The 24,287-nt window shown below is 70.2% G+C and carries 27 protein-coding genes; 16 read left to right on the top strand and 11 right to left on the bottom strand.

Annotation, left to right across the window (positions count from 1 at the left end):
• The first annotated feature begins 34 nt into the window (after nt 1-34).
• Complete coding sequence (locus tag PQV94_RS15560; RefSeq protein WP_274286668.1) at nt 35-568, top strand: adenine phosphoribosyltransferase; 534 nt, start codon at nt 35-37, stop codon at nt 566-568.
• A gap of 44 nt (nt 569-612) precedes the next feature.
• Here the strand turns inward: PQV94_RS15560 and PQV94_RS15555 are convergent, their stop codons facing one another.
• Entirely contained in the window at nt 613-939 is a 327-nt protein-coding gene (locus tag PQV94_RS15555) for a hypothetical protein (protein ID WP_274286667.1), read from the bottom strand.
• A 115-nt stretch (nt 940-1,054) separates the two neighbouring features.
• Between PQV94_RS15555 and PQV94_RS15550 the strand changes: the two genes are divergently transcribed.
• Nucleotides 1,055-1,273, top strand: coding sequence for a hypothetical protein (locus PQV94_RS15550; protein ID WP_274286666.1), 219 nt, complete (start codon nt 1,055-1,057; stop codon nt 1,271-1,273).
• A 132-nt stretch (nt 1,274-1,405) separates the two neighbouring features.
• On the opposite strand, the gene PQV94_RS15545 is transcribed toward PQV94_RS15550, so the two are convergent.
• Nucleotides 1,406-2,776 carry an HNH endonuclease signature motif containing protein gene (locus PQV94_RS15545; protein ID WP_274286665.1) on the bottom strand — a complete coding sequence of 457 codons (1,371 nt, stop codon included), beginning with the start codon at nt 2,774-2,776 and terminating at the stop codon, nt 1,406-1,408.
• A 218-nt stretch (nt 2,777-2,994) separates the two neighbouring features.
• Here PQV94_RS15545 and PQV94_RS15540 point away from each other — a divergent pair, with 218 nt between their 5' ends.
• A complete protein-coding gene (locus PQV94_RS15540; protein WP_274286664.1) occupies nt 2,995-4,101 on the top strand; it encodes an NAD(P)-dependent alcohol dehydrogenase in 1,107 nt (368 codons plus the stop codon).
• A gap of 145 nt (nt 4,102-4,246) precedes the next feature.
• Here PQV94_RS15540 and PQV94_RS15535 read toward each other — a convergent pair whose 3' ends face one another.
• On the bottom strand, nt 4,247-5,089 hold the full coding sequence (locus tag PQV94_RS15535) for a helix-turn-helix transcriptional regulator (RefSeq protein ID WP_274286663.1): 843 nt from the start codon (nt 5,087-5,089) through the stop codon (nt 4,247-4,249).
• A 139-nt stretch (nt 5,090-5,228) separates the two neighbouring features.
• Between PQV94_RS15535 and PQV94_RS15530 the strand changes: the two genes are divergently transcribed.
• Complete coding sequence (locus PQV94_RS15530; protein WP_274286662.1) at nt 5,229-5,594, top strand: bleomycin resistance protein; 366 nt, start codon at nt 5,229-5,231, stop codon at nt 5,592-5,594.
• Here the strand turns inward: PQV94_RS15530 and PQV94_RS15525 are convergent.
• Both PQV94_RS15525 and PQV94_RS15520 read right to left on the bottom strand, forming a co-directional pair.
• The gene (locus tag PQV94_RS15525) at nt 5,591-6,112 is read right to left on the bottom strand and encodes an HAAS signaling domain-containing protein (RefSeq protein WP_274286661.1); all 522 of its coding nucleotides are present in this window, start codon (nt 6,110-6,112) and stop codon (nt 5,591-5,593) included. The genes PQV94_RS15530 and PQV94_RS15525 overlap by 4 nt on opposite strands.
• On the bottom strand, nt 6,109-6,459 hold the full coding sequence (locus PQV94_RS15520; RefSeq protein ID WP_274286660.1) for a PadR family transcriptional regulator: 351 nt from the start codon (nt 6,457-6,459) through the stop codon (nt 6,109-6,111). Before PQV94_RS15520 ends, PQV94_RS15525 begins: the two co-directional genes overlap by 4 nt.
• A gap of 114 nt (nt 6,460-6,573) precedes the next feature.
• On the opposite strand from PQV94_RS15520, the gene PQV94_RS15515 reads away from it, so the two are divergent.
• The 4 genes from PQV94_RS15515 (at nt 6,574) to PQV94_RS15500 (ending at nt 10,414) form a co-directional block, all read left to right on the top strand.
• Nucleotides 6,574-7,344, top strand: coding sequence for an SDR family oxidoreductase (locus PQV94_RS15515; RefSeq protein ID WP_274286659.1), 771 nt, complete (start codon nt 6,574-6,576; stop codon nt 7,342-7,344).
• A gap of 191 nt (nt 7,345-7,535) precedes the next feature.
• Entirely contained in the window at nt 7,536-8,396 is an 861-nt protein-coding gene (locus PQV94_RS15510; protein WP_274286658.1) for a GIY-YIG nuclease family protein, read from the top strand.
• A 123-nt stretch (nt 8,397-8,519) separates the two neighbouring features.
• Nucleotides 8,520-9,698 carry a hypothetical protein gene (locus PQV94_RS15505; RefSeq protein WP_274286657.1) on the top strand — a complete coding sequence of 393 codons (1,179 nt, stop codon included), beginning with the start codon at nt 8,520-8,522 and terminating at the stop codon, nt 9,696-9,698.
• Nucleotides 9,698-10,414, top strand: coding sequence for a hypothetical protein (locus tag PQV94_RS15500; RefSeq protein ID WP_274286656.1), 717 nt, complete (start codon nt 9,698-9,700; stop codon nt 10,412-10,414). Before PQV94_RS15505 ends, PQV94_RS15500 begins: the two co-directional genes overlap by 1 nt.
• Here the strand turns inward: PQV94_RS15500 and uraH are convergent.
• The gene (gene uraH, locus PQV94_RS15495) at nt 10,399-10,731 is read right to left on the bottom strand and encodes a hydroxyisourate hydrolase (RefSeq protein ID WP_274286655.1); all 333 of its coding nucleotides are present in this window, start codon (nt 10,729-10,731) and stop codon (nt 10,399-10,401) included. The genes PQV94_RS15500 and uraH overlap by 16 nt on opposite strands.
• Entirely contained in the window at nt 10,728-11,252 is a 525-nt protein-coding gene (uraD, locus tag PQV94_RS15490) for a 2-oxo-4-hydroxy-4-carboxy-5-ureidoimidazoline decarboxylase (RefSeq protein ID WP_274286654.1), read from the bottom strand. Before uraD ends, uraH begins: the two co-directional genes overlap by 4 nt.
• Before the next feature lie 112 nt (nt 11,253-11,364).
• Between uraD and allB the strand changes: the two genes are divergently transcribed.
• The 5 genes from allB to PQV94_RS15465 are packed head-to-tail and all read left to right on the top strand — an operon-like array spanning nt 11,365 to nt 17,942.
• A complete protein-coding gene (gene allB, locus PQV94_RS15485) occupies nt 11,365-12,711 on the top strand; it encodes an allantoinase AllB (RefSeq protein ID WP_274286653.1) in 1,347 nt (448 codons plus the stop codon).
• Nucleotides 12,708-13,820, top strand: coding sequence for an acetamidase/formamidase family protein (locus tag PQV94_RS15480; protein WP_274286652.1), 1,113 nt, complete (start codon nt 12,708-12,710; stop codon nt 13,818-13,820). Before allB ends, PQV94_RS15480 begins: the two co-directional genes overlap by 4 nt.
• A complete protein-coding gene (locus tag PQV94_RS15475) occupies nt 13,817-15,385 on the top strand; it encodes an AtzH-like domain-containing protein (protein ID WP_274286651.1) in 1,569 nt (522 codons plus the stop codon). The genes PQV94_RS15480 and PQV94_RS15475 overlap by 4 nt, the downstream gene beginning before the upstream one ends.
• 23 nt (nt 15,386-15,408) lie before the next feature.
• Nucleotides 15,409-16,635, top strand: coding sequence for a pyridoxal-phosphate-dependent aminotransferase family protein (locus PQV94_RS15470; protein ID WP_274286650.1), 1,227 nt, complete (start codon nt 15,409-15,411; stop codon nt 16,633-16,635).
• Nucleotides 16,635-17,942: an allantoate amidohydrolase gene (locus PQV94_RS15465; RefSeq protein ID WP_274286649.1), complete on the top strand. Its 1,308-nt coding sequence runs from the start codon at nt 16,635-16,637 to the stop codon at nt 17,940-17,942. The genes PQV94_RS15470 and PQV94_RS15465 overlap by 1 nt, the downstream gene beginning before the upstream one ends.
• Before the next feature lie 285 nt (nt 17,943-18,227).
• On the opposite strand, the gene PQV94_RS15460 is transcribed toward PQV94_RS15465, so the two are convergent.
• The 3 genes from PQV94_RS15460 to PQV94_RS15450 form a co-directional block, all read right to left on the bottom strand.
• Nucleotides 18,228-18,524, bottom strand: a complete 297-nt coding sequence (locus tag PQV94_RS15460; RefSeq protein ID WP_274286648.1) for a hypothetical protein — start codon at nt 18,522-18,524, stop codon at nt 18,228-18,230.
• Nucleotides 18,521-18,835, bottom strand: coding sequence for an ArsR/SmtB family transcription factor (locus PQV94_RS15455; protein WP_274286647.1), 315 nt, complete (start codon nt 18,833-18,835; stop codon nt 18,521-18,523). The genes PQV94_RS15460 and PQV94_RS15455 overlap by 4 nt, the downstream gene beginning before the upstream one ends.
• A gap of 325 nt (nt 18,836-19,160) precedes the next feature.
• Nucleotides 19,161-19,745 carry a helix-turn-helix domain-containing protein gene (locus PQV94_RS15450; protein ID WP_274286646.1) on the bottom strand — a complete coding sequence of 195 codons (585 nt, stop codon included), beginning with the start codon at nt 19,743-19,745 and terminating at the stop codon, nt 19,161-19,163.
• 111 nt (nt 19,746-19,856) lie between these two features.
• On the opposite strand from PQV94_RS15450, the gene add reads away from it, so the two are divergent.
• The 3 genes from add to PQV94_RS15435 all read left to right on the top strand — a co-directional run bounded on the left by add (nt 19,857) and on the right by PQV94_RS15435 (nt 23,657).
• Entirely contained in the window at nt 19,857-20,909 is a 1,053-nt protein-coding gene (gene add / locus PQV94_RS15445) for an adenosine deaminase (protein WP_274286645.1), read from the top strand.
• Between the two features lie 28 nt (nt 20,910-20,937).
• On the top strand, nt 20,938-22,002 hold the full coding sequence (locus PQV94_RS15440; protein ID WP_274286644.1) for an ABC transporter substrate-binding protein: 1,065 nt from the start codon (nt 20,938-20,940) through the stop codon (nt 22,000-22,002).
• A gap of 284 nt (nt 22,003-22,286) precedes the next feature.
• The gene (locus PQV94_RS15435; RefSeq protein ID WP_274286643.1) at nt 22,287-23,657 is read left to right on the top strand and encodes an amidohydrolase family protein; all 1,371 of its coding nucleotides are present in this window, start codon (nt 22,287-22,289) and stop codon (nt 23,655-23,657) included.
• 55 nt (nt 23,658-23,712) lie between these two features.
• On the opposite strand, the gene PQV94_RS15430 is transcribed toward PQV94_RS15435, so the two are convergent.
• Nucleotides 23,713-24,213, bottom strand: a complete 501-nt coding sequence (locus tag PQV94_RS15430) for a septum formation family protein (protein ID WP_274286642.1) — start codon at nt 24,211-24,213, stop codon at nt 23,713-23,715.
• Nucleotides 24,214-24,287: the final 74 nt, after the last annotated feature.

Here is a 24,287-nt window from a genome sequence, read left to right as displayed (position 1 = left end):
GCGGCGTCCCCGGTGCGGCGACTACCATCGACGGGTGACCCCCTCGAATTCCACCGCGCTCGAGCGCGCCGAAAAGCTCATCGCCGTCATCCCCGACTACCCGGAGCCCGGCGTGCTCTTCCGCGACATCGCTCCGCTGCTCGCCGACGGTGAGGGCCTTCGTGTCGTCATCGACGCGATGCTGGAGCCGTTCGCCGGAACCTACGACGTGGTCGCCGGCATCGAAGCGCGCGGCTTTCTGCTCGCCGGTGCCGCCGCGATCGCCGCAGGGGTGGGTCTGGTGCCGATCCGCAAGGCGGGCAAGCTGCCGCGGCCGGCCGCATCCGTCGACTACGCGCTCGAGTACGGCACGGCGACGATCGAGATGCATGACGACATCGCCCCGGGTACGCGTGTGCTGCTGCTCGACGACGTTCTCGCGACGGGCGGCACGATCGCAGCGGCGCGCGACCTCGTCGAACGGATCGGATGCTCGGTGGCCGGCGTCGCGGTGCTGATGGAGCTCGACGCGCTGGGCGGCCGTTCGGTGGCCGGGCACGACGACCTGCATTCGGTCTTCCACGCCTGAGGACAGAGTCTCCAGGCTTGAGGACCGCCAGGCGCGGCTCGTGATCAGGCGGCGGAGATGATGCTGCGGAAGAGGAGATAGCCGCCGAGGACGACGGCGCTGCCGATGAGCGGCGCCCACGACCGTGCTCGCTGCCGGATGTAGCCGGTCACGATTCCGGTGAGCGTGATCCCCCACCCGACGACCAGGGCCGCGGTGAGCACCCAGCGCGCGGCCTGCGTCGCCGGAAAGCACTCCGTGCAGGCGGCTCGGGAGAACGCGTCCCAGAACGCGAACAGCAGGACGAGACCGGTGGCGACGAGCTGCAAAAGCGCGAGGCCGATGCCGGGTGCGACGACGCGGATGTCACGCGCCTGCTCGGTCGGCGTCATGGTGCGAGTATGAGCCCTCGCGGCCGGGGTGTGCATCTCTCTACGGCTTCTCTCTGCGGTGGGGGCCTCGTATGAACCTGTTCGCCCGCGCTCGCTGCCGCCCTACGCTCGGGGCATGGTTTCCGCTTCGCCCGACGTGCCGGCGTGGCTCCGTGTCGCGGTCTGGTCGTTCGCTCTCGCGCTCGCTGTCCTCGGCGTCGTGCTCGCGCTGGCTGCCGCGAGTTGGTGGCCGCTCGTCGCTCTCCTCGGCCTGGCCGTCCCGCTCCTACCCGCCTCCGCGACGCGCTCTCGACGCCGGGGCTCCGCATTGCGTGGCTCTGCGCCGCGCTCCTGACGCCGGGCTCCGTGTCGCGTGGCTCTGCGCCTCGCTCTCGACGTTTCGTATATCGCCGCGTGGTTCCGCGCCGTCATCTGCGCGCCGAGTAGCCACGCGTGCGCGCGATCGAGCGTCGGACACTGCTCAGGATCAGAACGGCGGGGGCGCCCCGGCGGGTGGGTCCTCGGGCTCTGGCGGGCCGAACTCGGGGATGAAGTGCACACTGGGCGACGGCGGTTCGTCGATGTAGGTGTATCCGAGGGGTGAGGTCCACGCGAGCACCCCGGCGTGGACCTGTTTCACGCGCCAGCCGGTGAACTGCTTCATGGAGTGGTGGCGTTGGCAGAGTCCCTCGAGGTTCTCGAGCGTGGTGCGCCCGCCCAGGGCGTGGTCGTGCGTGTGGTCGTGTTCGTGGCGGATGGCCGGCACCCGGCATCCGGGGAATCGGCAGTGCGCGTCGCGGGCGCGCAGCCGACGTCGAAGGTCGGGCGTGGGCTGGTAGCGGTCGGTGGTGAGCACCTGGCCCGACACCGGGTGGGTCAGAAGGCGATCCCACCCCGGCGTGCTTCCCGCCAAGAGTCGAGCCGTCTCGGCATCGATCGGGGCGCGTCCGGCGAGGTCGGCCGGGTGCTCGGATGCGTGGAGAAGGGTGAGCGCGGGCACGACGACCTGCACGTGTGCGCGGATGGCGCCGAGTGAGCCGGGCTGGTCGCCGCTCGCGGTGGGATCGGCCGTCGGCGCTGCGCTCAGCAGAAGGTCGGTGAGGACGTCTGCGCGCACCTGATCCATCGACCGCGTGTCGGAGGCGATGATCTCGTCGCCTCCGTCGCCGCCCGCGCGCAGGCGCTGCGCGGCGCTGCCCCGGGCATCGTGGATGACGGTGGCCATGCGGGTGAGACGGTCGTGGATGGCGTCGCCCAGCACGAGCGGAATCGTTGCGGTGAGCTCGCACATTCCGTCGTCGAGCGGTTGCACGGTGACGGCGCGCTTCTCAGCCGCGTCGCGGTGGCGCTCGGTGAGGGTGCGCGGATGCAGCCGCTCGGCGATCATCTGCACGCTGGTGCGAACCCTGCCCGCGGTGTCTTCCTCGCACCGCACGAGCGCGTGCTGCTCGAACTCCGCACGCGTGTGCGCGGGCAGACCGCCCCCGCTCTCGCTGATCACGCGGACGTGTGCCTGCGTGATGTGCCCCGCCTCCCATGCGTCGACGGTTGCGGGATAGCTGGTCACCAGCTCCGCGGCCTCGACCATCCGGCGCTGCATCGTGCGGTCGGAGATCCGCAGCGGAACCGCCAGCTCGCTCGCGATCGCACGGTGGGCCATATCCGCGCCCCGCGCCGAGCGACTCTGCCCGTCCCTCATCCGGCAGGCGAGCTCCTCCGCGCGGGCGAGAGCTCGCACCAGACGCGCTTGGGCCGCGGCCAGCTCGGCCTGCGCCGTATCCACCTGGTGTGCGATGGATGCGAGCGCCGCCGCATCCGCGTCGGACAGACCGACGACACTCGCAACCTTCGAAGACATGTTCTAAGAATAGGAGGGGCCTCGGACATCGCCAGGCGACCGCGGGCGGGGCGCTTCGTCTCACTGCGCTCGCTCAGCGACCGAGGCTCCCCGCCGCACGCAGGCGCGAGGGCCGGACAATTGAGAATCGATCTCGGATCGTTGCCTCTGGGGCGGGCGTAGCCTGACGATGCGCACGGTTACATACGTGCGCATTGAGTTTTCTCAGGAGGTTCGCCATGTCCACCACCGCCCTCGCCGCCGTGCTCAACGGAGTCGATGAGTCGTTCGTCTTCGAAGACGTCGTGCTCCAGGATCCGCGTCCCGACGAGCTGCTCGTCCGCATCGTCGCGGCCGGCCTCTGCCACACCGACCTCGCGGTGCAGCACGGCCACATCCCGAGCGCCTTCCCACGCGTGCTGGGCCACGAGGGCGCCGGCGTCGTGGAGCGCGTCGGTGCCGACGTGTCGGGCTTCGCCGAGGGCGACCACGTCGCCGTGTCGTTCGCGTCGTGCGGTCGCTGCGAGAACTGTCTCGCGGGCCGTCCCGCCTACTGCCTGGAGTTCATGCTCCTCAACATCGGAGGCGTTCGTGCCGATGGGTCGGGAACGATGGCCCTGCCCGACGGCGGCGAGGTCGTCGGCAGCTTCTTCGGTCAGTCGTCGTTCGCGACGCACGCCCTGGTCGCGGCTCGCAACGCCGTGAAGATCGACCAGGACGTGCCCCTCGAGCTGGTGGGTCCGCTCGGATGCGGCATCCAGACCGGTGCGGGAACCGTGCTCAACTCGCTCGGCGTCGGCGCGGGCGACGCGCTCGTTGTCAGCGGAACCGGCGCCGTCGGGCTGTCCGCGATCATGGCGGCCAAGGCCGCGGGTGCCGCGACGATCGTCGCCGTGGATGTTCTCCCCGAGCGCCTCGAGGCCGCGAAGCGCCTCGGTGCTACGCACCTCATCGACGGCAAGGCCGACGATGTCGTCGAGCAGATCAAGGCGGCGACCGGCGGCGTCGGCGCCCCGTATGCGGTCGACACGACGGCGATCCCCGCCGTCATCGGCAACCTCATCGCATCGGCCCGCTTCGGCGCGAAGATCGCGACGGTCGGCGTCCCGAAGCCGGATGCGGTCGCGCCCGTCGCATTGTTCTCCGGCTCCGGCGTGACGCTCGTCGGCGCGATCGAAGGGGATGCGGTGCCGCAGACCTTCATCCCGAAGCTGCTCGCCATGTACAAGGCCGGCGAGTTCCCGTTCGACACGCTCGTGACGACCTACCCGTTCGACGAGATCGAGAAGGCGATCGCCGACACGCAGTCCGGCGCGGCCGTCAAGGCCGTGCTGGTCATGCCCTGACCGCGTCCTGATCCGGGGCGACCGGCCGTCGGCGGGTCGCCCCGGACGGTCGCAGAACTCGCGGCGCAACCACCTCGGATCTGGGCCGCATGGTCACGCTGCTCGATCTCGGGCGCAGGCCGCAAACGTCGCGGCTCGCGCGCGCTCAGTCGCCGCCGCCGAACTCCTGCACGCCGACCACATCCAGCAGCCGGAGCTTCTCTTCGTCCGCCGTGCCGGGCTCCGCGGTGAGCACGAGGAGGGCCTGCGACTGGTCCTCGGTGAACAGCACCTGGCAGTCCACCTCGATCGGGCCGATCTCGGGGTGCACGAGGACCTTGTGGTCGCTGAACCGGCGGGCGACCTCCTGCCTCTCCCAGAGCGCGGCGAACTCGTCGCTGATCCGCAGCAGCTCGTCGACGAGCGCTTGCGCGCGCGTCCCCTCGACCGCGAGCACGACCCTAAGCCCCGAGACGAGCGCGCGTGACTGCCGCTCGTGGTCATCGCTCGGATAGTGGGCGCGCGCCGCATCCGGATGCGCGAACCAGCGGTACGCCTCGTAACGCTCCCACCCGCTCGCCCCGGCGTGGTCACCGAGCAGCGCCGCTCCCATCCGGTTCTGGAGCAGCGTCTCGCCCAGCGACGAGATGATCACCGCGGGCGTATCCCCGAGGCGGTCGAATACGCGCTGCAGCGCAGGCGCCACGTGGTCACGGGCCAGGATGCGGTCGGGAGCGTTGTGCCCGGCGACGCGGAACAGGTAGTCGCGCTCATCTGCCGACAATCGCAGCGCCCGCGCGAGCGAGGCGAGCATCTGCGTGCTGGGCTGCGGCCCGCGCTGCTGCTCGAGGCGCGTGTAGTAGTCGGTCGACATCGCGGCGAGCTGCGCCACCTCCTCGCGGCGCAGACCGCTCGCTCGTCGGCGCGGCCCCGCCGACAGCCCCACGTCGGCCGGGCGCAGCCGTTCGCGACGCGAGCGGAGGAAGTCGGCGAGAGCGGCACGATCCATGCGTCCATTGTGTGCGCGGCGCCGCGTCCTGAACCAGGGATCGGCGATCCGCCCGTGTCGCGGCATCTGGAAGCGACGGGGCGGACGAGAACGAACTGATGCTCTTGAGCGGGTGCGAGCTCGCGGTTAGGGTCCACGCATGACCGACCGGGCCGTTCCCCATCTTCCGTCGCGCGACTTCGATGCCACGGTCGCGTTCTATGGGGGCTTCGGGTTCGAGACCGCCTACCGCGACCGCGACTGGCTGATCATGCAGCGCGGCGACCTGCAGCTCGAGTTCTTCCCTGCCGCCGAGCTGGATCCGGCGCAGAGCTCCTTCATGTGCGGACTCCGCGTCGACGACCTGGATGCGCTCTACACCGCCATCCAGGCGAGCGGCGTCGCCGAGCGAACCGCCGGACAGCCGCGGCTGCACGCCCCGGTCCTCCAAACCTGGGGGCGTCGTGTCGCGCACCTCATCGACCTCGACGGCACGCAGGTGAACCTCATCGAGAACGAGGTTTAGCCGACCTCTTCGCGCCGGAGCAGGCGCCACGACCGTGCTCCGACCAGGAGCGCGACCGCGGTCAGCGTCAGGGGGACGACGAACCATTCCGCCCCGCCGGACCACCCGATGCCGATCCCGTCCGCGTTCGAGAACGCCATGACGGGGACGAACAGGAAGTGCGCGTGAGCGCTCATGGGCGCGGCCGCATCGACCACCGCCAGCATCCCGCCGGCGAACGTGAGGAACACCACCCAGTAGATGAAGAGCGCGGCCCCGGCGGTGAGCACCCCGATCGACCAGAGCGGCCACCGTCGACCGCCCTCGCCGTATCGCGCCGCGAGCGTGCGCGGCGACCCGAGGTCGGCGAGTGCCGCCTCGACGGGCCGCGGATCCTGGTCGATCTCCTCGCGCAACGACCGCACGATGCGTCGGCGTTCGGCCGCGGGTACCACGGCCTCGAGGTGCCAATCCAGGCGCATCAGGTAGAGCGACGCGCGGAATCCCGCCGAGCGCCGGGTGGGTCGGGAGCCGGTCATGCGCGTTCCTTTCCGGAGGTGCTGGTCGCCAGATCGACGGCCGCGGCCGTCTGTTCCCACTGCGTGCGCGCGTCGGCGAGGGCCGTCGCCCCCGCCGCGGTGAGCGAGAAGTACTTGCGCGGCGGCCCGCTCGGCGAAGGTTTCGAGGAGGTCGTCACCCAGCCGTCGCGTTCCATCCGGTTCAACACCGGATAGACGAGACCCGTGCTCACATCGAGGCCGAGCGCGGCGAGGCGCTCCACGAGCTCGTAGCCGTACGACTCCCGCGCACGGATGAGCTGCAGCGTCAGCAGCGGAAGCACCGCCCGCGTGAGCTGTGCATCCTGCCGAGCCTGTATCCGTGACACACTAATAGTGAAACATGAATAGCTGGCAGCCGCCATCCTCTGTCATCGGGGGACCGGCGATCCCCCGATGATCGCTCCCTTCTGCGGTGCGGCGACGGCGGCGAGGCTCGAGACATGGACATCACCGGAAACACCGTCTTCATCCCCGGCGCGACCAGCGGCATCGGCCTCGCTCTCGCGCTCCGCCTGCAGGAGGCAGGCAACACGGTCGTCATCGGCGGTCGGCGCCGGCAGCTCCTCGACAAGATCGCCGCGGAGAACCCGGGCATCGACACCATCGAGATCGACACGACGGATGCGGCATCCGTGCGCGCTGCCGCCGCATCCGTCATCGAACGCCACCCCGCACTCGACGTCCTCGTCACGATGGCGGGTGTGATGCACGTCGAGGACTGGACCACGCCCGAAGGCTTCCTCGCCTCGGCCGAACAGACGGTCACCACCAACCTGCTCGGCCCCATCCGGCTGATCGCCGCCTTCATCGAGCACCTGCGCGCACAACCGACGGCGACCATCATCACGGTCTCGTCGGGGCTCGCCTTCGCCCCGCTCGCCGCGACCCCCAGCTACAACGCGTCGAAGGCAGCGATCCACATGCTCAGCGAGTCGCTGCGCCTGCAACTGGCCGGAACGTCCGTCGCGGTGAAGGAGCTCGAGCCGCCGTCGGTGGCGACCGACCTGCTACCGGGGCAGCGTGAGAGCGCGTTCGCGATGCCGCTCGACGCGTTCGCCGACGAGGTCATGCACCTGCTGCGCGACGAGCCGGACGCGCCGGAGATCCAGGTGGAACGGGTCAAGTTCCTGCGGTACGGCGAGGCGCGCGGCGACTACGACCAGGTCGTTGCGACGCTCAACCAGTCCGACCCGCACGGCAAGCAGGAGTGATGCCGCGACATCGGCACGACGGATGGGGCGGATGGCGACTGCCGTGACTGCGGGTACAACACCCGCACCGCCGGTCGTGCAGATGTCTGGCCACCCGTCTGTGCGGGCGTCCGGGTTCGTGCGGGATGGGGCGAGGGCCTCGCGGCGTGCGATCCGCGACCATACGCTCGGGCCAGAACCCGAGGAGCGCCGTGATCCGATTCGCCGACTTCATGCCCGTGCCCGCGCCCGATCGCACGAAGGTCAAGTTCAACATCCGTGCGGGCGTCGGAGGTGCGGCCGCCTACGACCTGCTGATGGCCGAGGATCCTGAGCCGTGGCTGGCCATGACGAGGTACCGCTCGCGGCAGCAGAACAACAATATGGGTCGTGCGGAATATGTTCTGGCGTTCGCGCAGTACTACCCGTACGGTCCCGAGTACTTCATGTTCGGCGGCTTCTTCCGCGTCGAACCCACGGCCCCCGAGGCGCTGGGAATTGACGGGTATCGACTCACCCCGCTCGACCTGTACTCGGAGTACATCAAGCGCCTCATCGTGAAGCTCGACGAGCCCATCGGCCGCAACCTCTACCTCCGTTCGTACGAAAACCTGCAAGACGGACCCCTCGACCCCGAGGTGTATGAACTGGCCCCGGACGTGAAGCTCGGAGCCTTCCCCGGCTATCAGAACGTGCGGCTGCGTCACCGGGATCTGCAGCGCATCATCGCGAACGACGAGCCGAGCTGGAAAGATGCCCTCTCCAGCGTCAAGGGCGTCTACGTGATCACCGACCTCAGCGATGGGCGCCTCTACGTCGGTTCCGCCTCGGGTGAGGCGAACGGCCTGTGGCAGCGGTGGGCGGGATATGCGCACCTGGGCAATCTCTCCGGCGGCAACCGCGACCTCGAACTGCTCAAGCTCACTCGCGGCGACGGTCACATCGTCGAGCACTTCCAGTACTCGATCCTCGAGATCTTCGACCCTAAGACCCGCGCGGAGACCATCGTGGCGCGCGAGTCGTTCTGGAAGCTCGCTCTCGACAGTCGCGCTCACGGGCTCAACGCGAACTGAGCGGGTGCCTGAGCCCTCGCGCCCGGTGTCCGGATTCGTCCGGGAGTGGCCTTCTCCGCTGGGTCCGGCCCCGAGGCGCACCTAGCGTCGAGGCGTCATGACGCACGGCGAGAGGACACGGGCATGCCGGACGGGAACGTCGACTGGAACTTCTGGGCACAGATCGCGACGGTGATCGCGGCGTTCGCCGTGCCGATCGCTGTGCTGGCCCTCGTTCTCGAGATGCGCCGGACGGCGGTCGCCCAGGCCGCCCGCGTGGTGGCCTGGACCGTGGTTCCGCACGACCGCATCCGCTCCGCCGGGGTGCGCGGGATCGTCATCGTGAACGAGTCGGAGCAGGTCGCCCGCGACGTGCGCATCGACGTGCGCGCGGACGGAACGGATGCAGTGACGGCGGTCTACCCGATCGTTCCGCCGGGAGCGCACTTCCTCACTCTTCAGGAGCGCCAGGCGACGGACACCGCGGGGGAGGCGCCGTGGGTGGGCGAGGGCAACGACTACGTGCTGCTGCCCGTGAACCAGAAGGACGGCGCGCTCACCATCAGCCTTCGTCACGCGCAGGCGTCTCCCGCCGACGAGATGCGACAGTACGAACTCCTCCCGTGGACTCAGGCCGGCAACCAGTCCGAATCCAGCTTCGCCGCTGCCGTCTTCGAGTACTCGCTCGGCAACACGCGTTGGCGCCGTCGATCCGACCTCAGCATCCGTCGCCGCCGCCCGGCGCGGACTCGCGGCTGGCAGCTGTGGCGGCCGCGCCCCGCAGCGCAGCCCGATGCGGGCGAGCGCCGGTTCCCGGAAGTGTCGCTCAACAGCGAGCAGGCGAGGCTCGTGATCGCCGATACCGAGGACACGTATCAGCAGTCCCGCGCGCTGATGGATGCGGTCGCGCGTCGCCTCGCCGGCGGCATCGAGCCGGCACAGTCGAAGCCGGTGACCGATCCGCGCCTGCGCGATGCCGGCATCGTCGAGATGCGTCGAACGCGCGAGTCGACACGGCAGGGTGAGGTCGGTCGCGGCGGCCTCGCGTTCGAGTTCTTCTACGCCCCGGCGGGCGGTGCAGCCGTCGCCGCGTACTCCTTCGGCGCCTCGCAGTACGGCGATGTGCCGGCCTGGTTCGGGCGCAAGACCGCGAAGGGGGCCGAGTCCGTGTCGTTCAAGAAGCGCGGGTGGCATCCGAAGCGACGCAAGGCGTCGGACTGGCCCGCGGACGGGGCCGAGCTCGCTGCGGCGATCGTCGACGCGATCGTCGACGACCTGCGCGAATACACGCCCGTGCTGGACGCCGCCGCTGACGTTCGCTGATGGACTTTCTGTACCGCCCGCATCCGTCGTGGTTGCCGGCGACCTACCTGCTGCTGGCGACGATCGCGCTCATCGCCCTCCCGCTCGCCGTCCTGGGGCGAGTGGACGAGGCGACCATCGTTCTGGTCGGCTTCGTCTACGTGCCGTTCGGCTGGGCCGTGATCACGGTCTTCGCGGCGGTGAGGATCCGTCCGCGGGTGCGATTCGACGCGCGGCGCTGGGTGGGCCTGTTGGCGCTGCCCGCCTGGGGATGGTCGTGGCTGTGGACGAGGTTCATGCGTCTCGTGGCCACGCATTTCCTGCGCACCGTCATCATCACGTCGATCGTCGTGTGCGTCGGGGTGAGCGTCGGCCTGATCGCGGGTGGGATCAGCGGTTGGATCGTTCTCGTGGTCTGCATCCTGCTGCTCGGGGTGCAGATCGGCGGTGTGCGCTGGGCCAACGGCTACACGTCCGGTTACACAGGCGGTGTGAGCGTGTTCGCGCTCGCGGCTGCCGGCATGTTCGTCATCGGATGCCTCGGCTGGGTGTTCGCGCTGGCGGCAGGCGTGTTCTTCCTTGCCCTTCCGGCACTGCTCGCGTGGTTGGTTCTCGGCGCCCTGGGCGCTCCGGTGTGGCTCGTGATTACGGCGATCTCGTTGGCGCTGGCGAGCTTCGTCGTGCCCTTCATCCTCGACCTGCGCTCTGGCGAGCGCGCGGGTCAGCTGCCGCGGTAGGTGGAGTAGGCGAACGGGCTCAGCAGCAGGGGCACGTGGTAGTGCGGGCGGTCGGCGACCGTGAACGTCACCGTCGCGAGCGGGTAGAACGTCTCGACGCCGCGATCGGCGAAGTACGCCCCGGTCGCGAAGGTCAGCGCGTACATGCCGGGCTCGAGGAGGTCCGGGCCGATCGCGAGCCGGCCGTCCGCATCCGTGAATCCCTCGGCGACGCTCTCGATGCCCCCGCCCTCGAGATGCCGGTGCAGCGTGACCGCGACATTCGGCGCCGGCGTCCCTGCGGTGGCGTCCAGGATGTGGGTGGTCAGGTGGCTCATTCCGCCTCCTCCGGTTCGACCTGGTCGGCGACGATCGTCGAGTCCAGGCGCAGCAGCGCGATCTCGGCGAGCTGAGCTGTCGCCTCGCGGGCCTCGGTGTCGTCGTCGTTGTCGAGTCTGCGGTGCAGCTCGGCGAGCATCTCCTGGGGGCTGCGACCCGCGGCGCGGATGAGGAAGACGCGGCCGAAGCGCTCCTCGTACGCCCGGTTGCCGGCGGAGATCGCGGCCGCAACGTCGTCCGCCGCGCTCGCCATCGCGGACTGCTCCTTCCGGGAGGCATCTGCCTCAGCACCCGTTCCCGACGGCTTCTCGCCGATCCGCGGATGGTGGGCGAGGGCCGCATCCAGGTCGGCGCGCGACCAGACCGCCGCGAGGTCGCCCGCGTAGGAGCGGAGGGCATCGATCGAGGCGTACGGCCGCGCCGCGACGATCGCGTCGACCCAGCCGGGCACCGCCGCCCACACCGACACGACCAGGGATGCCTCAGCGGCATCGAGGGCGTTGAACTCGTCCAGTTGCATGCGCGCCACCCTACCCAGCCCGCATTGCCACGACGTGACTCGTCGGAAGCGGGCACCGGGAATGTTGGTAACAGTTACATTTGCGAAATGTGGAGCACTTAGCGTTGTCGGCATGACGACCCCCGCATCCGCCGTCATCGCGGCGCGACGTGTGTTCCTCGACGGGGCCTTCCGTCCCGCGACCGTGACCGTGGCCGACGGGCGCATCAGCGGGATCGGAGATTTCGATCCGGATGCGGAACGCGTTCTGCCGGAGGATCTCGTGCTGCTGCCGGGCCTCGTCGACTCGCACGTGCACCTGAACGACCCGGGCCGCGCGAGCTGGGAGGGCTTCGACACGGGGACGGCGGCGGCCGCGGCGGGCGGCGTCACGACCGTGCTCGACATGCCGCTCAACAGCATCCCCGTCACCACCTCGCCCGATGCGCTCGCCGCGAAGCGCGCCGCCGCGAGGGGGCGTCTGGCCGTCGACGTGGGTTACTGGGGTGGCGCCGTGCCCGAGAACATCGGGCATCTGCGGGAGCTCGCAGAGGCGGGCGTCGTCGGCTTCAAGTGCTTCCTCTCGCCCTCGGGCATCGACGAGTTCGGACACCTCGGCGCTGAGCAGCTCGACGAGGTGCTCACCGAGCTCGCCGCCTTCGACGGACTGCTCATCGTGCACGCCGAGCACCCCGCGCACCTGCACGCCGACGGCGCGCTCGGCGTGCACTACGCCGACTTCCTCGCCTCGCGCCCGCCCGCCAGCGAGCGGGCGGCGATCCAGCTCGTGATCGAGACCGCCCGGCGCACGGGTGCGCGTGTGCACATCGTGCACGTCTCCGACGGCACGGCGCTCGACGATGTGAGGGCCGCCAAGGCGGAGGGCGTGCGGATCACGGTCGAGACGTGCCCGCACTATCTGACTCTGGATGCTGCGACCGTGCCCGACGGCGCGGCATCCTTCAAGTGCTGCCCGCCGATCCGCGACCTCGCCAACCAGGATCTGCTCTGGGAGGGCGTCGTCGACGGCACGATCGACGCGATCGTCAGCGACCACTCGCCCGCGACCCCCGAGCTCAAGGGCGAGCCGGACTTCGGTCTCGCGTGGGGCGGGATCTCTGGCCTGCAGACGGGGCTGTCGAGCGTGCACACGAGAGCGCGCGAGCGCGGCATCCCGATCGAGACGTTCCTCCCGCTCATGACGACGGGGCCGGCGCGGATCGGCGGGCTCGGCTCCCGCGGCACGATCGCCGTCGGCGAACCCGCCCACCTGGCGATCTTCGCGCCCGACGAGGAGTTCACGGTGGACGCGGCGGCCCTCGAGTACCGCAACCCGCTCTCGCCGTGGGACGGCGCGCGTCTCACCGGCGTCGTCGCCGAGACGTGGTTGCACGGCGAGCCGGTGTACCGTCGCGGCGAGGGTCTGCTCGCGCGCACCGGGCGCGAGCTGATCGCGGCAATCGACGAGGAGCGCCAGTGAGCACACCCATCCTGCAGCCGGGCATCGGCGACGTCGTCGGCGACCACTACCTCCCCGCCGCCGTCGAGAACGTCTTCTGGGGGCGCCTGCCCTGCGCCACCGACGCGCCGGTGCTGCGGATCGAGCCCGGCGCCACGGTCACCGTCGACACCGTCAGCCACGAAGGCATCCTCGAGGATCAGGGCAAGGATCCCCTCGCGTTCTTCGGCGCGCACGGGGTCGCCGAAGAGCAGGTGCTCGAGGATGCGGTGGCGATCGCCGCATCCCTCTCGCGCGACGTGATGGCCGACGGCCCGCACGTCGTGACCGGGCCGATCCACGTCGCGGGCGCAGAGCCCGGCGACCTGCTGCAGATCACGGTGGTGCGGCTCGAGCCTCGGGTGCCCTACGGCGTGATCAGCAACCGCCACGGCAAGGGTGCGCTGGTGGGCGAGCTGCCTCGCGGCGAGCACAACGTGAGCGTGTTCACCCCCGTCGTGGAGCAGGACGGCGCTCTCGTGGGGGCGTTGCCCCTCGTCGAGGGCGGAGAGGCGGCGGTGACCTTCCCGCTCGCGCCGTTCCTCGGCACGATGGGCGTGGCCGTCGCCGGCGACGACCGCCCGCACTCCGTGCCGCCCGGCGCGCACGGCGGCAACATCGACATCAAGCTGCTGACCGAGGGTTCCGTGCTGTACCTGCCGGTGCAGGTCGCGGGTGCGCTCGCGTACGTCGGCGACCCGCACTTCGCGCAGGGCGACGGCGAGGTCGCGCTCACCGCGCTCGAGGCGTCGCTGCGGGCCACGCTGCGGTTCGACGTCGTGCCGCGCCAGGTGGCGCTGGCGGAGTTCGGCGAGCTGCTCGGTCCGCTCGTGCGCACCGACGAGTACCTCGTTCCCACCGGGCTCGACCCCGACCTCGGCGAGGCGATGCGCCGCTGCGTGCGCGCGGCCCTCACCCTGCTTCAGGCGCGGTACGGCATGGCCGAGCACCTCGCCTACGCGTACCTCTCGGCCGCGACGGACTTCGACATCTCGCAGGTGGTCGACATCGTGTGCGGTGTGCACGCCCGCATCCGCGAGGCCGACTTCGCGAACGCATCTTCCGCGACGGATGCGGAGCGCCTGGCATGAGCGAGATCCCCGCCGACCTCCGTGCCGCCTTCGACCGCTACGAGCGGGCCATCCTCGACAACGACCTCGCGGTACTCGACGAGATGTTCGCGCCCGGCGACGAGACGCTGCGCGGGGATGCGGCGGGGCTCCTCGTCGGCCACGACGTGATCAGCGCCTTCCGGGGCGTGCGCGGCGGAGTCGCGCCGCGGACGATCCAGCGGATCGAGTACCGTCCGCTCGCCGACGATCTCGCGCTGCTCGTGTCGGTGTCGCGGTTCACCGGGGGCGGCACGGGGCTGCAGACCCAGCTGTGGCGCCGCGGCGAGAGCGGGTGGGTCATCGAGGCCGCCCACGTCACGGGCAAGGCGCAGGCGCTCGACCGATCGGTCTGGCGCACGGTCGGCGACCCGCTGTGGCAGGGCGCATGGGAAGGGCCGCTCGAGGGCCTCAACGTCGCCGTCAAAGACCTGTTCGCCATCAAGGGCTACCGCATCGGCGCGGGCAACCCGACCTTCCTCGAGACGGCGAGGCCCGAGTCCACCACGGCTCCCGCCGTCGCCGATCTGCTGCGCGGCGGGGCGTCGCTGCGCGGCATCGCGCGCACCGACGAGTTCGCCTATTCGATCGCGGGCGACAACGCGCACTACGGCACCCCGCCCAACGGTGCCCTCCCGGGCGCGCTGCCGGGCGGGTCGTCGAGCGGGCCCGCATCCGCCGTCGCGACAGGGCAGGCCGAGGTCGGACTCGCCACCGACACCGCGGGCTCCGTGCGCGTCCCCGCCTCCTACCAGGGCCTCTGGGGACTGCGGACGACGCACAACCTCGTACCGCGGCAGGGGATGCTTCCCCTCGCGCAGTCCTTCGACACGATCGGCTGGCTCACGCGCGACGGCAACACTCTCCAGCGCGTCGTCGACTGGTGCCTGAGCTACGACGGCTCGGAGTCGACAGAGAGCGTTTTCGGCGAATCCGCGGGCGATCTGCCGTGGCGCTTCGCCGTGCCCGAGGAGGTTCTGACGCACGTCGAGCCCGACACCCGGGCGGCATTCGACGCGTACGTCGAGCGGCTGGCCGCATCAGAGAACGCGCCGGAGATCGAAACGGTCTCGATCGGCGACCTCGACGAGTACTTCGAACCGTTCCGCACGGTTCAGGCGGCGGAGGCGTGGCGCAACAACCGCGACTGGCTGCGCGCCCACCCGGGATCAACCGGGGCCGCGGTCGCCGAGCGGTTCCGCATCGCCAGCGAGGTCACGGCAGACGCGGAGCGGGTGGCGCGACAGGCGCTCGAGCCGCTCCGCGAGCGCGTCCAGTCGCTCCTGCAGAGCGCCGTGCTGCTGCTGCCCACGGTGCCCGGCCCTGCGCCCATGCGTACATCCGACCCGGCGAAGGTGGATGCGGTGCGCCAGGCGACGCTGCGCATGACGACGCCCGCGGCCGTCGCCGGCACCCCCGCCCTCTCGATCCCGCTGCTGACCGTCCGCTCGCAGCTCGGCCCCGCACCCGTCGGCGTCTGCCTCGTCTCGCGCAGCGGCACCGACATCGCCCTCGTCCGTCTCGGCCGCCGCCTCGCCGCGCTCTGACCGCGATCCCCCAGGAAGCACTCATGACCGACACCCTCCCGATCGACCCGCCCGCCCGCCTGCTCATGGGACCGGGCCCGATCTCCGCCTACCCGTCCGTGCTGCGCGCCATGTCGGCGCCGCTCGTGGGCCAGTACGACCCGTTCATGACCCACACGATGAGCGAGACGCAGGAGCTGTACCGGCAGGTGTGGGCCACCGAGAACGAGGCCACCCTGCTCGTCGACGGCACCTCGCGCGCCGGGATCGAGGCCGCGATCGTCAGCCTCATCCGCCCCGGCGATCGCGTGCTCGTACCCGTGTTCGGGCGCTTCGGCCACCTGCTCGCCGAGATCGCCGAGCGGGCGCTCGCCGAGGTGCACACGATCGAGACCGAGTGGGGTCAGGTCTTCACGCCCGCGGCGATCGAGGAGGCCGTCGTGCGCGTCAAGCCGACGCTTTTCGCCCTCGTGCAGGGCGACACCTCGACCACGATGCTCCAGCCCCTGGAGGAGATCGGCGCGATCTGCCGCGCGCACGGCGTGCTCTTCTACTCCGACGCCACCGCATCCCTGGGCGGCAACGCCTTCGAGGCCGACGCCTGGGAACTGGATGCGGCGACCGCCGGCCTGCAGAAGTGTCTGGGCGGCCCGAGCGGTTCCGCCCCGATCACCCTCAGCGAGCGCGCCGTCGACGTCATCCGCTCCCGCAAAAGGATCGAGGCCGGCATCCGTGAGGCGGGCGATGAGGACGCGCCCGATTTCGTGCGCTCCAACTACTTCGACCTCGGCATGATCCTCGACTACTGGGGTCCGCGCCGACTGAACCATCACACCGAGGCGACGAGCATGCTCTACGGCGCCCGCGAGTGCGCGCGCCTCCTGCTCATCGAGGGCCGGGACGCCGTGATCGCCCGGCACGAGCTGGCCGGCCGTGCGATGCTCGCCGGGGTCGAGGCTCTTGGCCTCGCCGTCTTCGGAGACGTCGCGCACAAGATGAGCAACGTCGTGGCCGTGTACATCCCCGAGGGCGTCCCCGGCGATGCCGCACGCACCGCGATGCTGGAGGACTTCGGCATCGAGATCGGTACGTCGTTCGGGCCCCTCCACGGCAAGGTGTGGCGCATCGGCACGATGGGCTACAACGCCCGCAAGGACACCGTGCTGACGACCCTCGCGGCCCTGGAGGCAGTGCTGCGTCGCCACGGCGTGGCGGTTCCCGCCGGCGGCGGCGTGGAGGCCGCATCCGACGTCTTCGCGGGGCGCGCATGATGCTGGAGGTCTCGCCCGACCGGATCGCGGCCGCCGCGCGCCGCGTGATGGCGCGGTGCGACGAGCTCGCGCGCGTCACCGCGACGCCGGGCCGGATCGAGCGGGTCTACCTCTCGCCCGAGCACGCACGGGTGAACCGCCTCGCGGCGGAGTGGATGCGCGAGCTCGGCATGCGCACGCGGCAGGATGCGGCGGGCAACCAGATCGGCCGGCTCGACCGCATCGTCGGCGACACGCTCGACCCGGACGCGCCCGCGCTGATCATCGGCTCCCACCTGGACACCGTGCTGGATGCGGGGCGGTTCGACGGAATCGTCGGCGTGCTGATGGGGCTCGAGATCGCCCGGCTCGTGCGGACGCCGGTCGGTGACGGACGCTTCGGCGTCGCGCTCCCGTTCGCGCTCGAGGTCGTCGCGTTCTCGGATGAGGAAGGCACGCGATTCGGCAAGGCCCTGCTCGGATCCTCGGCGGTCGCGGGGCTGTGGGACGAGGACTGGTGGGCGCTGACGGATGCCGACGGCACGAGCCTGCGGCAGGCGTTCCTCGAGTTCGGGCTCGACCCTGCGCGCATCGGCGAGGCCGCACGACGACCCGACGAACTGGTCGGGTACCTCGAGGCGCACATCGAGCAGGGGCCGGAGCTCGACCGGCGCGGTGAGCCGCTCGCGGTCGTCTCCTCGATCGCCTCCGCGCGCCGCTTCCAGCTCGTCGTCGAGGGCGAGGCCCGCCATGCCGGCGGCACGCCCTACGACATGCGCCGCGACGCCCTGCTCGGCGCGAGCGAGGCGGCGCTCGCGGTCGAGCGCATCTGCCGCGACGAGCACCACATCATCGGCACCGTCGGTCAGCTCGAGGCGTACCCCGGGGCGGTGAACGTCGTGCCCGGAGAAGCGCGCTTCTCGCTCGACCTGCGCGGCGAGTTCGACGAGACCCGCGACCACGTCTGGGACGAACTCTCCCGCGAGCTCGACGCGATCATGGGTCGCCGCGGGCTGCGCTGGAGCTCACGCGAAGTGCACAGCGCCGCCGCCGTCATGTGCGCGCCGCTCCTGCAGGACGTCGTGCGCGAGGGCATCGGTGCCGCCGACGCGCCCGGTGGTACCGACCCGGCCGTGATCTTCAGCCGCGCCGGTCACGATGCGATGTCGATCGGTGCGATCACCGACGTCGGGATGCTCTTCCTGCGAAACCCCGACGGCATCAGCCACCATCCGGGAGAGTCCGTCTCCGCCCCGGATGTGGCGCTCGGCATCCGTGCCCTCGCGGAGTCCGTGCTGGCGCTCGCCGCCGACGTCCGCGCGCGCTGACGAGGGCACCGGGTGCCCACGGGCTGCCGGGGTGTGGCTGGGGTGTGGCAGCTGTGGCGTGGGGCGCCCGCACCCGCGACAGGTCCAGGTTCAGCTCGGCTTCCGGCGGCGATGCCGCCCGCATCCGCGACACTTCTTCGCATCTGCGACAGGTTTCAACAGGCGCATCTGCGCATTCTTGTGGCGCTCGCGCACATGCGTCGCAGTTCGTCAGAGGGTGAGAGCCCGGGGTAGGGGACGACGCCACCGGTGAGAGCGGAGGATTCCCGCCCCCATCGGTATGCGTCAGTGCTCGTCGTAGTGGTCGCCGTGGGGGGCGTGCTTGTGGCCGTCGTGCACGTAGTCGACGTGGTCGTCATGGCTGACGGTCTCGTGCCCGCATCCGTCGCCGTGGGCGTGCTCGGCGCTCGAGTGCTCTGCCACGCTCTCGTGCTCGTCGTAGTGGTCGCCGTGCAGGGCGTGGTGGTGCGTGCCGTGCACGTAGTCCACGTGGTCGCCGTGGTCCACGGCCTCGTGACCGCAGTCGGCTCCGTGCTCGTGCTCGTCGACGCCGTGCTCGGCGTGAACGTCGGTGGTGCTCATCGTTCTTCTCCTCGGTGGGTTGGGTCCTCTTCGAGGACATGGGTGAGTGCGTCGTCGACGACGTGGGCGATGTGGTCATCGCTGATGCTGTAGAGCGCCTCTCGCCCCGCGCGGGCGACGGTGACGATACCCGCGGAGCGAAGCGTCCTGAGGTGCTGGGAAACCAGCGGCTGTGACATGCCGGTGCTCGCCACCAGGTGTGTGACTCCCGCGGGTTCAGTAGCCAAGAGTCGGACCAGGCGCAGGCGCGACGCCGAACCCAGCACCTTGAAGAGTGCCGCGGCGGCCTCGAGTCCTGCGTCCTGCTCCACACGGACAGCACACCACAACACATAAACACATGGCAATTGGTTTATGTAGGTGATAACGATGATCAGACGCGGATGCGGATGCGGATGGCATGTGCCCGGAATCCGCGATGCTTCTCCGCATCCGCGAACTCCGGAATGCGCTCGACTTCCGGTGGCGGCGCCGCCCGCTTGCGCGACACTTCTCCGCATCCGCGACAGTTCTCGACAGGCGCTTCTGCGCATTTGTGTGGCCCCTGTGCACATGCGACGCAGTTCGGCACGAAACCGCGCACGAAACCGCGCCGGAAACCGCGCCGGGCATCTCACCGGGCAGCGCGGCGGGGGATCAGCGGGGGCGCGGGACGCTCGTGACGAAGAGGGCGACGACCCGCTCCTCGCCGACGAGACGCCACCGGTCGCGGGCGCCCGCGGGGAATCGGATGAAGTCGCCTGGCGCGAGTGCGTAGGTGCCGGCGCCGAGCACGTCCACCTCGAGGCGCCCTGAGACCAGGTACAGGCCGCTCTCGCCGGGCGACTCGAACCACTCGGCGATGTACTCGTCGGGGCCGAAGGTGTACTCGACGACCTCGAGCGCCGAGCTCTCGCGCAGCAGCAGCGCGCGCCCGAGGGCTGCGTCATCTCGCTCCGCGACGGGGATGCGGCGGCCCTCGTCGGCGCGGACGACATCGACCTCGTCGGCGCCCACCGCCGGCAGAAGATCGCCGGGGCGCACCCCGAGCGCGCGGGCGAGGCGGTAGACCGACGCCATCGACGGGGCGCTCGCACCGCGCTCGATCTGGCTCAGAAACGGCTGGCTCATCCCCGCTGCGGCCGCGAGCTCGCGGGTCGAAAGCCCGGCCGCATCCCGCAGTCGCCGGATCTCGGCACCGACGACCGAACCGAGATCGGCATCGAGGGAGGGGTCGCTCAATTTACGCTCCGGAAACGTTCGCCGAATGCTCTCGTCATCGCATCCACCGAATATGAATGCTGTCAGTTATCGCCGAGGGCGTCTCCCTCAGTTTAGAAGCACGGGGAGCCCATGAGCACAGCGGCCGAGATCGAGCGGATCGTGCGTGGCCTGCCGAAGGTCAGCCTGCACTGCCACCTCATCGGCTCGGTGCAGGCGACGACGCTCGTCGAGCTGGCGGCCAAGCACGGCGTCCTGCTCGACGGCGGACGCACCGCCGAGAACCTGTTCGACCACGCCAGCTACGAGGACCTCGACGAATTCCTGCGCGTGCTGGATGTGGCGGGCTCCGTCATCCGCGACGTCGACGACTTCCATCGCGTCACCTACGAGTCGCTGACGGCAGGGGGCGCGGCGCACAACGTGCTCTACCGCGAGATCTTCCTCAGCCCTCCCGGCCACCCCGGCGTCGCCTACCGCACGATCATCGACGGCGTCCGCGCCGGAATGCGCGACGCCGAGACCGACACCGGCATCCGCAGCAACCTCATCGTCGGCCTCAACCGCAACGACACCCCGGGTGCCGCCACCGAGCTGGTCGAGACGATGATCGCGAACCTCTACGACGAGGTCATCGGCATCGGGCTCGACTACTCAGAGATGATCGGGCCGCCGGAGAAGTTCTGGAAGGCCTTCCGCCTCGCCGGCGAGGCCGGTCTGCAGCGCACCGCGCACTCCGAATCGGGGCCCCCGCACAACATCGAGACCATCCTCGACCTGCTCGGGTGTAGCCGCGTCGATCACGGCTACCACGTCGTCGACGACCCCGACATCACGCGCCGCTGCGTCGAGGAGCGCATCCCCTTCACGTGCACGCCGGTCTCGAGCGACATCGGCCGCTACTCCGGCAGCGGCGACGGTAGTCACCTGCGCATCAAGCAGATGGTGGATGCAGGACTGCTCGTGACGATCGACTCCGACGACCCGCCGATGTTCGGTACCGATCCCACCCACGACTACCGCGCCCTCGCTCACGCGCTCGGGTACGGCCTCGACACCCTCGCATCCTTCACCGCCAACGCGATCGAGGCGAGCTGGCTCGACGCGGACAGCAAACGCGACCTGCGCCAGCGCGCCGACCGCATGGTCGCCGACCTCGCCGCGCCGCTCATGAAGACCCCCTGACCCACACCATCCACCACCAGGAGCACCCATGTCACGCAGCCACAGATCCCGCCTGGGAATCGCCCTCGCCGGCCTCGTCGTCTCGGCCGCCGCCCTCACCGCCTGCGCCGGCGGCTCGGGGGAGCCCGCCGCATCCGGATCGTCCGACTCAGCCGGTCTCGGCGATGTCACCCTTCAGCTCAGCTGGATCCTCAACGAGGAGTTCGCCGGCGAGTACTTCGCCGACTCCAAGGGCTACTACCAGGAGGCGGGTCTCGGAAAGGTCCAGCTGATCCCCGGGCCCTCGACCGGCGTCGCGGAACTGCTCAGCGGCACGACCGACATCGCGATCAACGACGCCGTGTCGGCCGGCACGGCGGTGGCCACCGAGGGTGCGCCCATCAAGATCATCGGCGCGACGCTCCAGAAGAACCCGTTCACCATCCTGTCGCTGGCCGATGGGGGCAACATCCTGAAGCCCGCGGACATGATCGGCAAGCGCATCGGCGTGCAGGACTCCAACCGCGCGCTCTTCTCGGCGCTGCTCGCCGCGAACGACATCGACCCCTCCCAGGTCGACATCGTCCCCGTGCAGTACGACCCGGCGCCGCTGACCAACGGCGAGGTCGACGGCTTCACGGCCTACCTCACCAACGAGGCGATCACCGTCGAGATGGCCGGGTTCAAGACGGCCAACCTGCCGCTCGCCGAGAACGGCCTGCCGTTCGTCGCCGAGACGTTCTCGGTCACCGACGACACCCTGAAGAACCGGCGCGACATGCTGAAGGCGTTCCTCGTGGCCGAGATCCGCGGGTGGACCGATGCCCTCGCCGACCCCGACGAGGGCGCGCGCCTCGCGAAGGACGTCTACGGCAAGGACCTGAACCTCGACCCCGCCAAGACGATCGCCGGCCTGCTGGCGACCAACGCGCTGATCACCACGGACGAGACGGCCGAGAACGGACTGTTCACGGTGTCCGACGCGCTGCAGAAGCAGACGATCGCCAGCCTCGCGGGCGCCGGCATCACGCTGGAGGCGTCCGACCTGTTCGACATGAGCCTGCTCGACGAGGTCTACCAGGAGAACCCTGACCTCATCGCGTACGCCGGCTGAGTCACCCATCACGCCGCCCCCCGCATCCTGCCCCGGATGCGGGGCGGCGTCGTGTGCGGCGCAGGCCTCACCGGCCGCCGCGTGGTCGAGGGCGGCACTTTTCCGCATCCGCCACAGTGATTGACAGTCGCATCTGCGCAGAAGTGGCGCATGTGCGCAGATGCGACGCAACTCGGGCACCGGAAGTGCGCCTTGGACGGGACGCCGGCGCCACGCGCGCGAAACATCGCAGTGTTAGCGTCACCAACATCCGTGTCGTCCGCCCCGAACCGAACAGGAGCCCCATGAGCCTGCTGATCACGCACGCGCGCCTCATCACCGTGCCCGCCGGCACCGAGGACGCCGGCTACATCGAAGACGGGTGGATGCTCGTCGAGGACGGACGGATCGCGGCCCTCGGGTCGGGTGTTCCCACGGTCACCGCCGACGAGGTCCTCGACGTCGATGGCGCGTTCGTCGCCCCCGGGTTCGTGTCTAGCCACTCGCACCTGTTCACGAGCGGGCTGCGGGGTCTCGGCGTGGGCGAGACGCTCTACGGATGGTGCGACTCGATGCTCGGCATGACCTCCGCGGCGACACCGGAGGACATCTACTGGTCGACCCTGCACGGCGCACTCGACTTCCTCGGCAACGGCGTCACCACGGCCTACAACTTCACCGATCCGCTGCAGGCGTGGGAGTCGATGGTCGACGGCAAGCGCGTCGGCAACGCCGCGATGCGCGGCCTCGAATACCACACGCGTCAGGCCGACGGCTGCCTCGACGCCGGCATCCGCTTCGTCGACGCGATCGGCATGGACGCGACCGTCGGCAGCGACGAGGAGATCTTCGACCGGTTCGCCGCCGAGGTCGCGCACTCCCGCGCGATGGACCCGGCGTTCGCGCTGGGCGCGTCGATCATGGGCCAGGTGCAGTGGTCGCCGCGGCCGGATGCGGCCGAGGTCGAGGTCGAGGCGATGCGCCGGTTCGGGGTGACCAACCAGGCACACTTCCTCGAATCCCCCGAAGCCGTGCCGCTGCAGCAGTCGAAGTTCGCGATGTACCGGGATGCGGGAGCCCTCGGCCCCGGCATGATGTTCGGTCACTTCATCCAGACCACCCCCGAGATCATCGAGCAGACTGCGGCCGGCGGCGCTTCGATGTCGTGGCAGCCCGCATCCAACGGACGCCTCGCCTCCGGGGTCGCTCTCGTGCCCGAGATGCTGGCGCTGGGGATGAAGGTCGGGATGGGCCTCGACGACCAGGCCTGCACCGACGTCTCGGATCCCTGGCAGAACATGCGGGCGGGCATCTTCATGCAGCGCGCGCGCACGAAGGATCCGCTGTCGATGATGCCGGAGCGGGTCCTGCGCCTGCACACCCTGGGGGGAGCTGCGATCCTGGGCGTCGACGACCGCGTGGGCAGCCTCGAGGTCGGCAAGTTCGCCGACTTCGTCGTGGTCGACCCCCGCAAGCCCGACGTCGGTCCGCTCTGGCATCCCGTGCGCAGCTACGTGCTGTCGATGACGCCCCGCAACCTCAAGCGGGTCTACGTGGGAGGCCGCCTCGTGAGCGAGGACGGCGTCTCGACGAACCCGCTCGCGCCGGAGGCGACCATCCGCGTGCACGAGGACCTGCCGCGCGTCGCCGAGCGCCTCGGCCGCCACCCCGCCTGAGATCGCGAACGACGAAGGGGGCCGGGATGACCCGGCCCCCTTCGTGTGCGATCGATCAGCGCGCGGCGCCCGCGAGCGTGCCGGTGACCTGCTCTGCCGTGTCGACGACGAGGCAGGAGACCAGACGATCGTTGCCCTGGTCCCAGCTCTGCTGGGTGGGTGCGAAGTACGAGAACTCCAGCGTGGACTCTTCGTAGGCGATGCCGACGAAGTTCGCGAACTCGTTGTAGCAGCCCTCCTCCGCAGCGGAGTACACCTCGTCCTTGCCGGGGTACTCGCCGTCCGGCAGCGAGAACTCGTAGTAGACCTCGGTGTCGTGCGGGTCGCTGCAGGGCACGACCGGGACGTCGGTGACCTCTTCGCTGGAGGTGTTGTTCATGCAGTCGCCCACGGAGAGGGTGAAGACGTCGGCCTTGCCGGCGTCGGTGATCTCGCCCGTGTCGGCGTCGCGCACCGCCTCGGGGCCGCCCCCGAGGTCGCTGATCTGGAAACAGCCGCCGAGGAACAAGGCGGCCCCCATGACGGCGGTGGCGGTAAGGAGGCGGGAGGTACGCATGGCACTCGCTTTCGGGCGCGCTCGGACGGCGGTGCCGCCAGAGGAGGCTGAAGGGGACGTGTTCGCTGTGGTGA

Origin of the sequence: Microbacterium sp. Clip185, assembly GCF_028743715.1 — a bacterium.
Lineage (GTDB): Bacteria > Actinomycetota > Actinomycetes > Actinomycetales > Microbacteriaceae > Microbacterium.
This window is presented reverse-complemented; position numbering and strand designations above follow the sequence as displayed.

Bases quoted from the DNA above. Each gene is read 5' to 3' on its own strand.
- PQV94_RS15555 (WP_274286667.1), bottom strand. From the start codon at position 939: ATGACGCCGACCGAGCAGGCGCGTGACATCCGCGTCGTCGCACCCGGC.
- PQV94_RS15550 (WP_274286666.1), top strand. From the start codon at position 1,055: ATGGTTTCCGCTTCGCCCGACGTGCCGGCGTGGCTCCGTGTCGCGGTC.
- PQV94_RS15545 (WP_274286665.1), bottom strand. From the start codon at position 2,776: ATGTCTTCGAAGGTTGCGAGTGTCGTCGGTCTGTCCGACGCGGATGCG.
- PQV94_RS15540 (WP_274286664.1), top strand. From the start codon at position 2,995: ATGTCCACCACCGCCCTCGCCGCCGTGCTCAACGGAGTCGATGAGTCG.
- PQV94_RS15535 (WP_274286663.1), bottom strand. From the start codon at position 5,089: ATGGATCGTGCCGCTCTCGCCGACTTCCTCCGCTCGCGTCGCGAACGG.
- PQV94_RS15530 (WP_274286662.1), top strand. From the start codon at position 5,229: ATGACCGACCGGGCCGTTCCCCATCTTCCGTCGCGCGACTTCGATGCC.
- PQV94_RS15525 (WP_274286661.1), bottom strand. From the start codon at position 6,112: ATGACCGGCTCCCGACCCACCCGGCGCTCGGCGGGATTCCGCGCGTCG.
- PQV94_RS15515 (WP_274286659.1), top strand. From the start codon at position 6,574: ATGGACATCACCGGAAACACCGTCTTCATCCCCGGCGCGACCAGCGGC.
- PQV94_RS15505 (WP_274286657.1), top strand. From the start codon at position 8,520: ATGCCGGACGGGAACGTCGACTGGAACTTCTGGGCACAGATCGCGACG.
- PQV94_RS15500 (WP_274286656.1), top strand. From the start codon at position 9,698: ATGGACTTTCTGTACCGCCCGCATCCGTCGTGGTTGCCGGCGACCTAC.
- uraH (WP_274286655.1), bottom strand. From the start codon at position 10,731: ATGAGCCACCTGACCACCCACATCCTGGACGCCACCGCAGGGACGCCG.
- uraD (WP_274286654.1), bottom strand. From the start codon at position 11,252: ATGCAACTGGACGAGTTCAACGCCCTCGATGCCGCTGAGGCATCCCTG.
- allB (WP_274286653.1), top strand. From the start codon at position 11,365: ATGACGACCCCCGCATCCGCCGTCATCGCGGCGCGACGTGTGTTCCTC.
- PQV94_RS15475 (WP_274286651.1), top strand. From the start codon at position 13,817: ATGAGCGAGATCCCCGCCGACCTCCGTGCCGCCTTCGACCGCTACGAG.
- PQV94_RS15470 (WP_274286650.1), top strand. From the start codon at position 15,409: ATGACCGACACCCTCCCGATCGACCCGCCCGCCCGCCTGCTCATGGGA.
- PQV94_RS15465 (WP_274286649.1), top strand. From the start codon at position 16,635: ATGCTGGAGGTCTCGCCCGACCGGATCGCGGCCGCCGCGCGCCGCGTG.
- PQV94_RS15460 (WP_274286648.1), bottom strand. From the start codon at position 18,524: ATGAGCACCACCGACGTTCACGCCGAGCACGGCGTCGACGAGCACGAG.
- add (WP_274286645.1), top strand. From the start codon at position 19,857: ATGAGCACAGCGGCCGAGATCGAGCGGATCGTGCGTGGCCTGCCGAAG.
- PQV94_RS15440 (WP_274286644.1), top strand. From the start codon at position 20,938: ATGTCACGCAGCCACAGATCCCGCCTGGGAATCGCCCTCGCCGGCCTC.
- PQV94_RS15435 (WP_274286643.1), top strand. From the start codon at position 22,287: ATGAGCCTGCTGATCACGCACGCGCGCCTCATCACCGTGCCCGCCGGC.
- PQV94_RS15430 (WP_274286642.1), bottom strand. From the start codon at position 24,213: ATGCGTACCTCCCGCCTCCTTACCGCCACCGCCGTCATGGGGGCCGCC.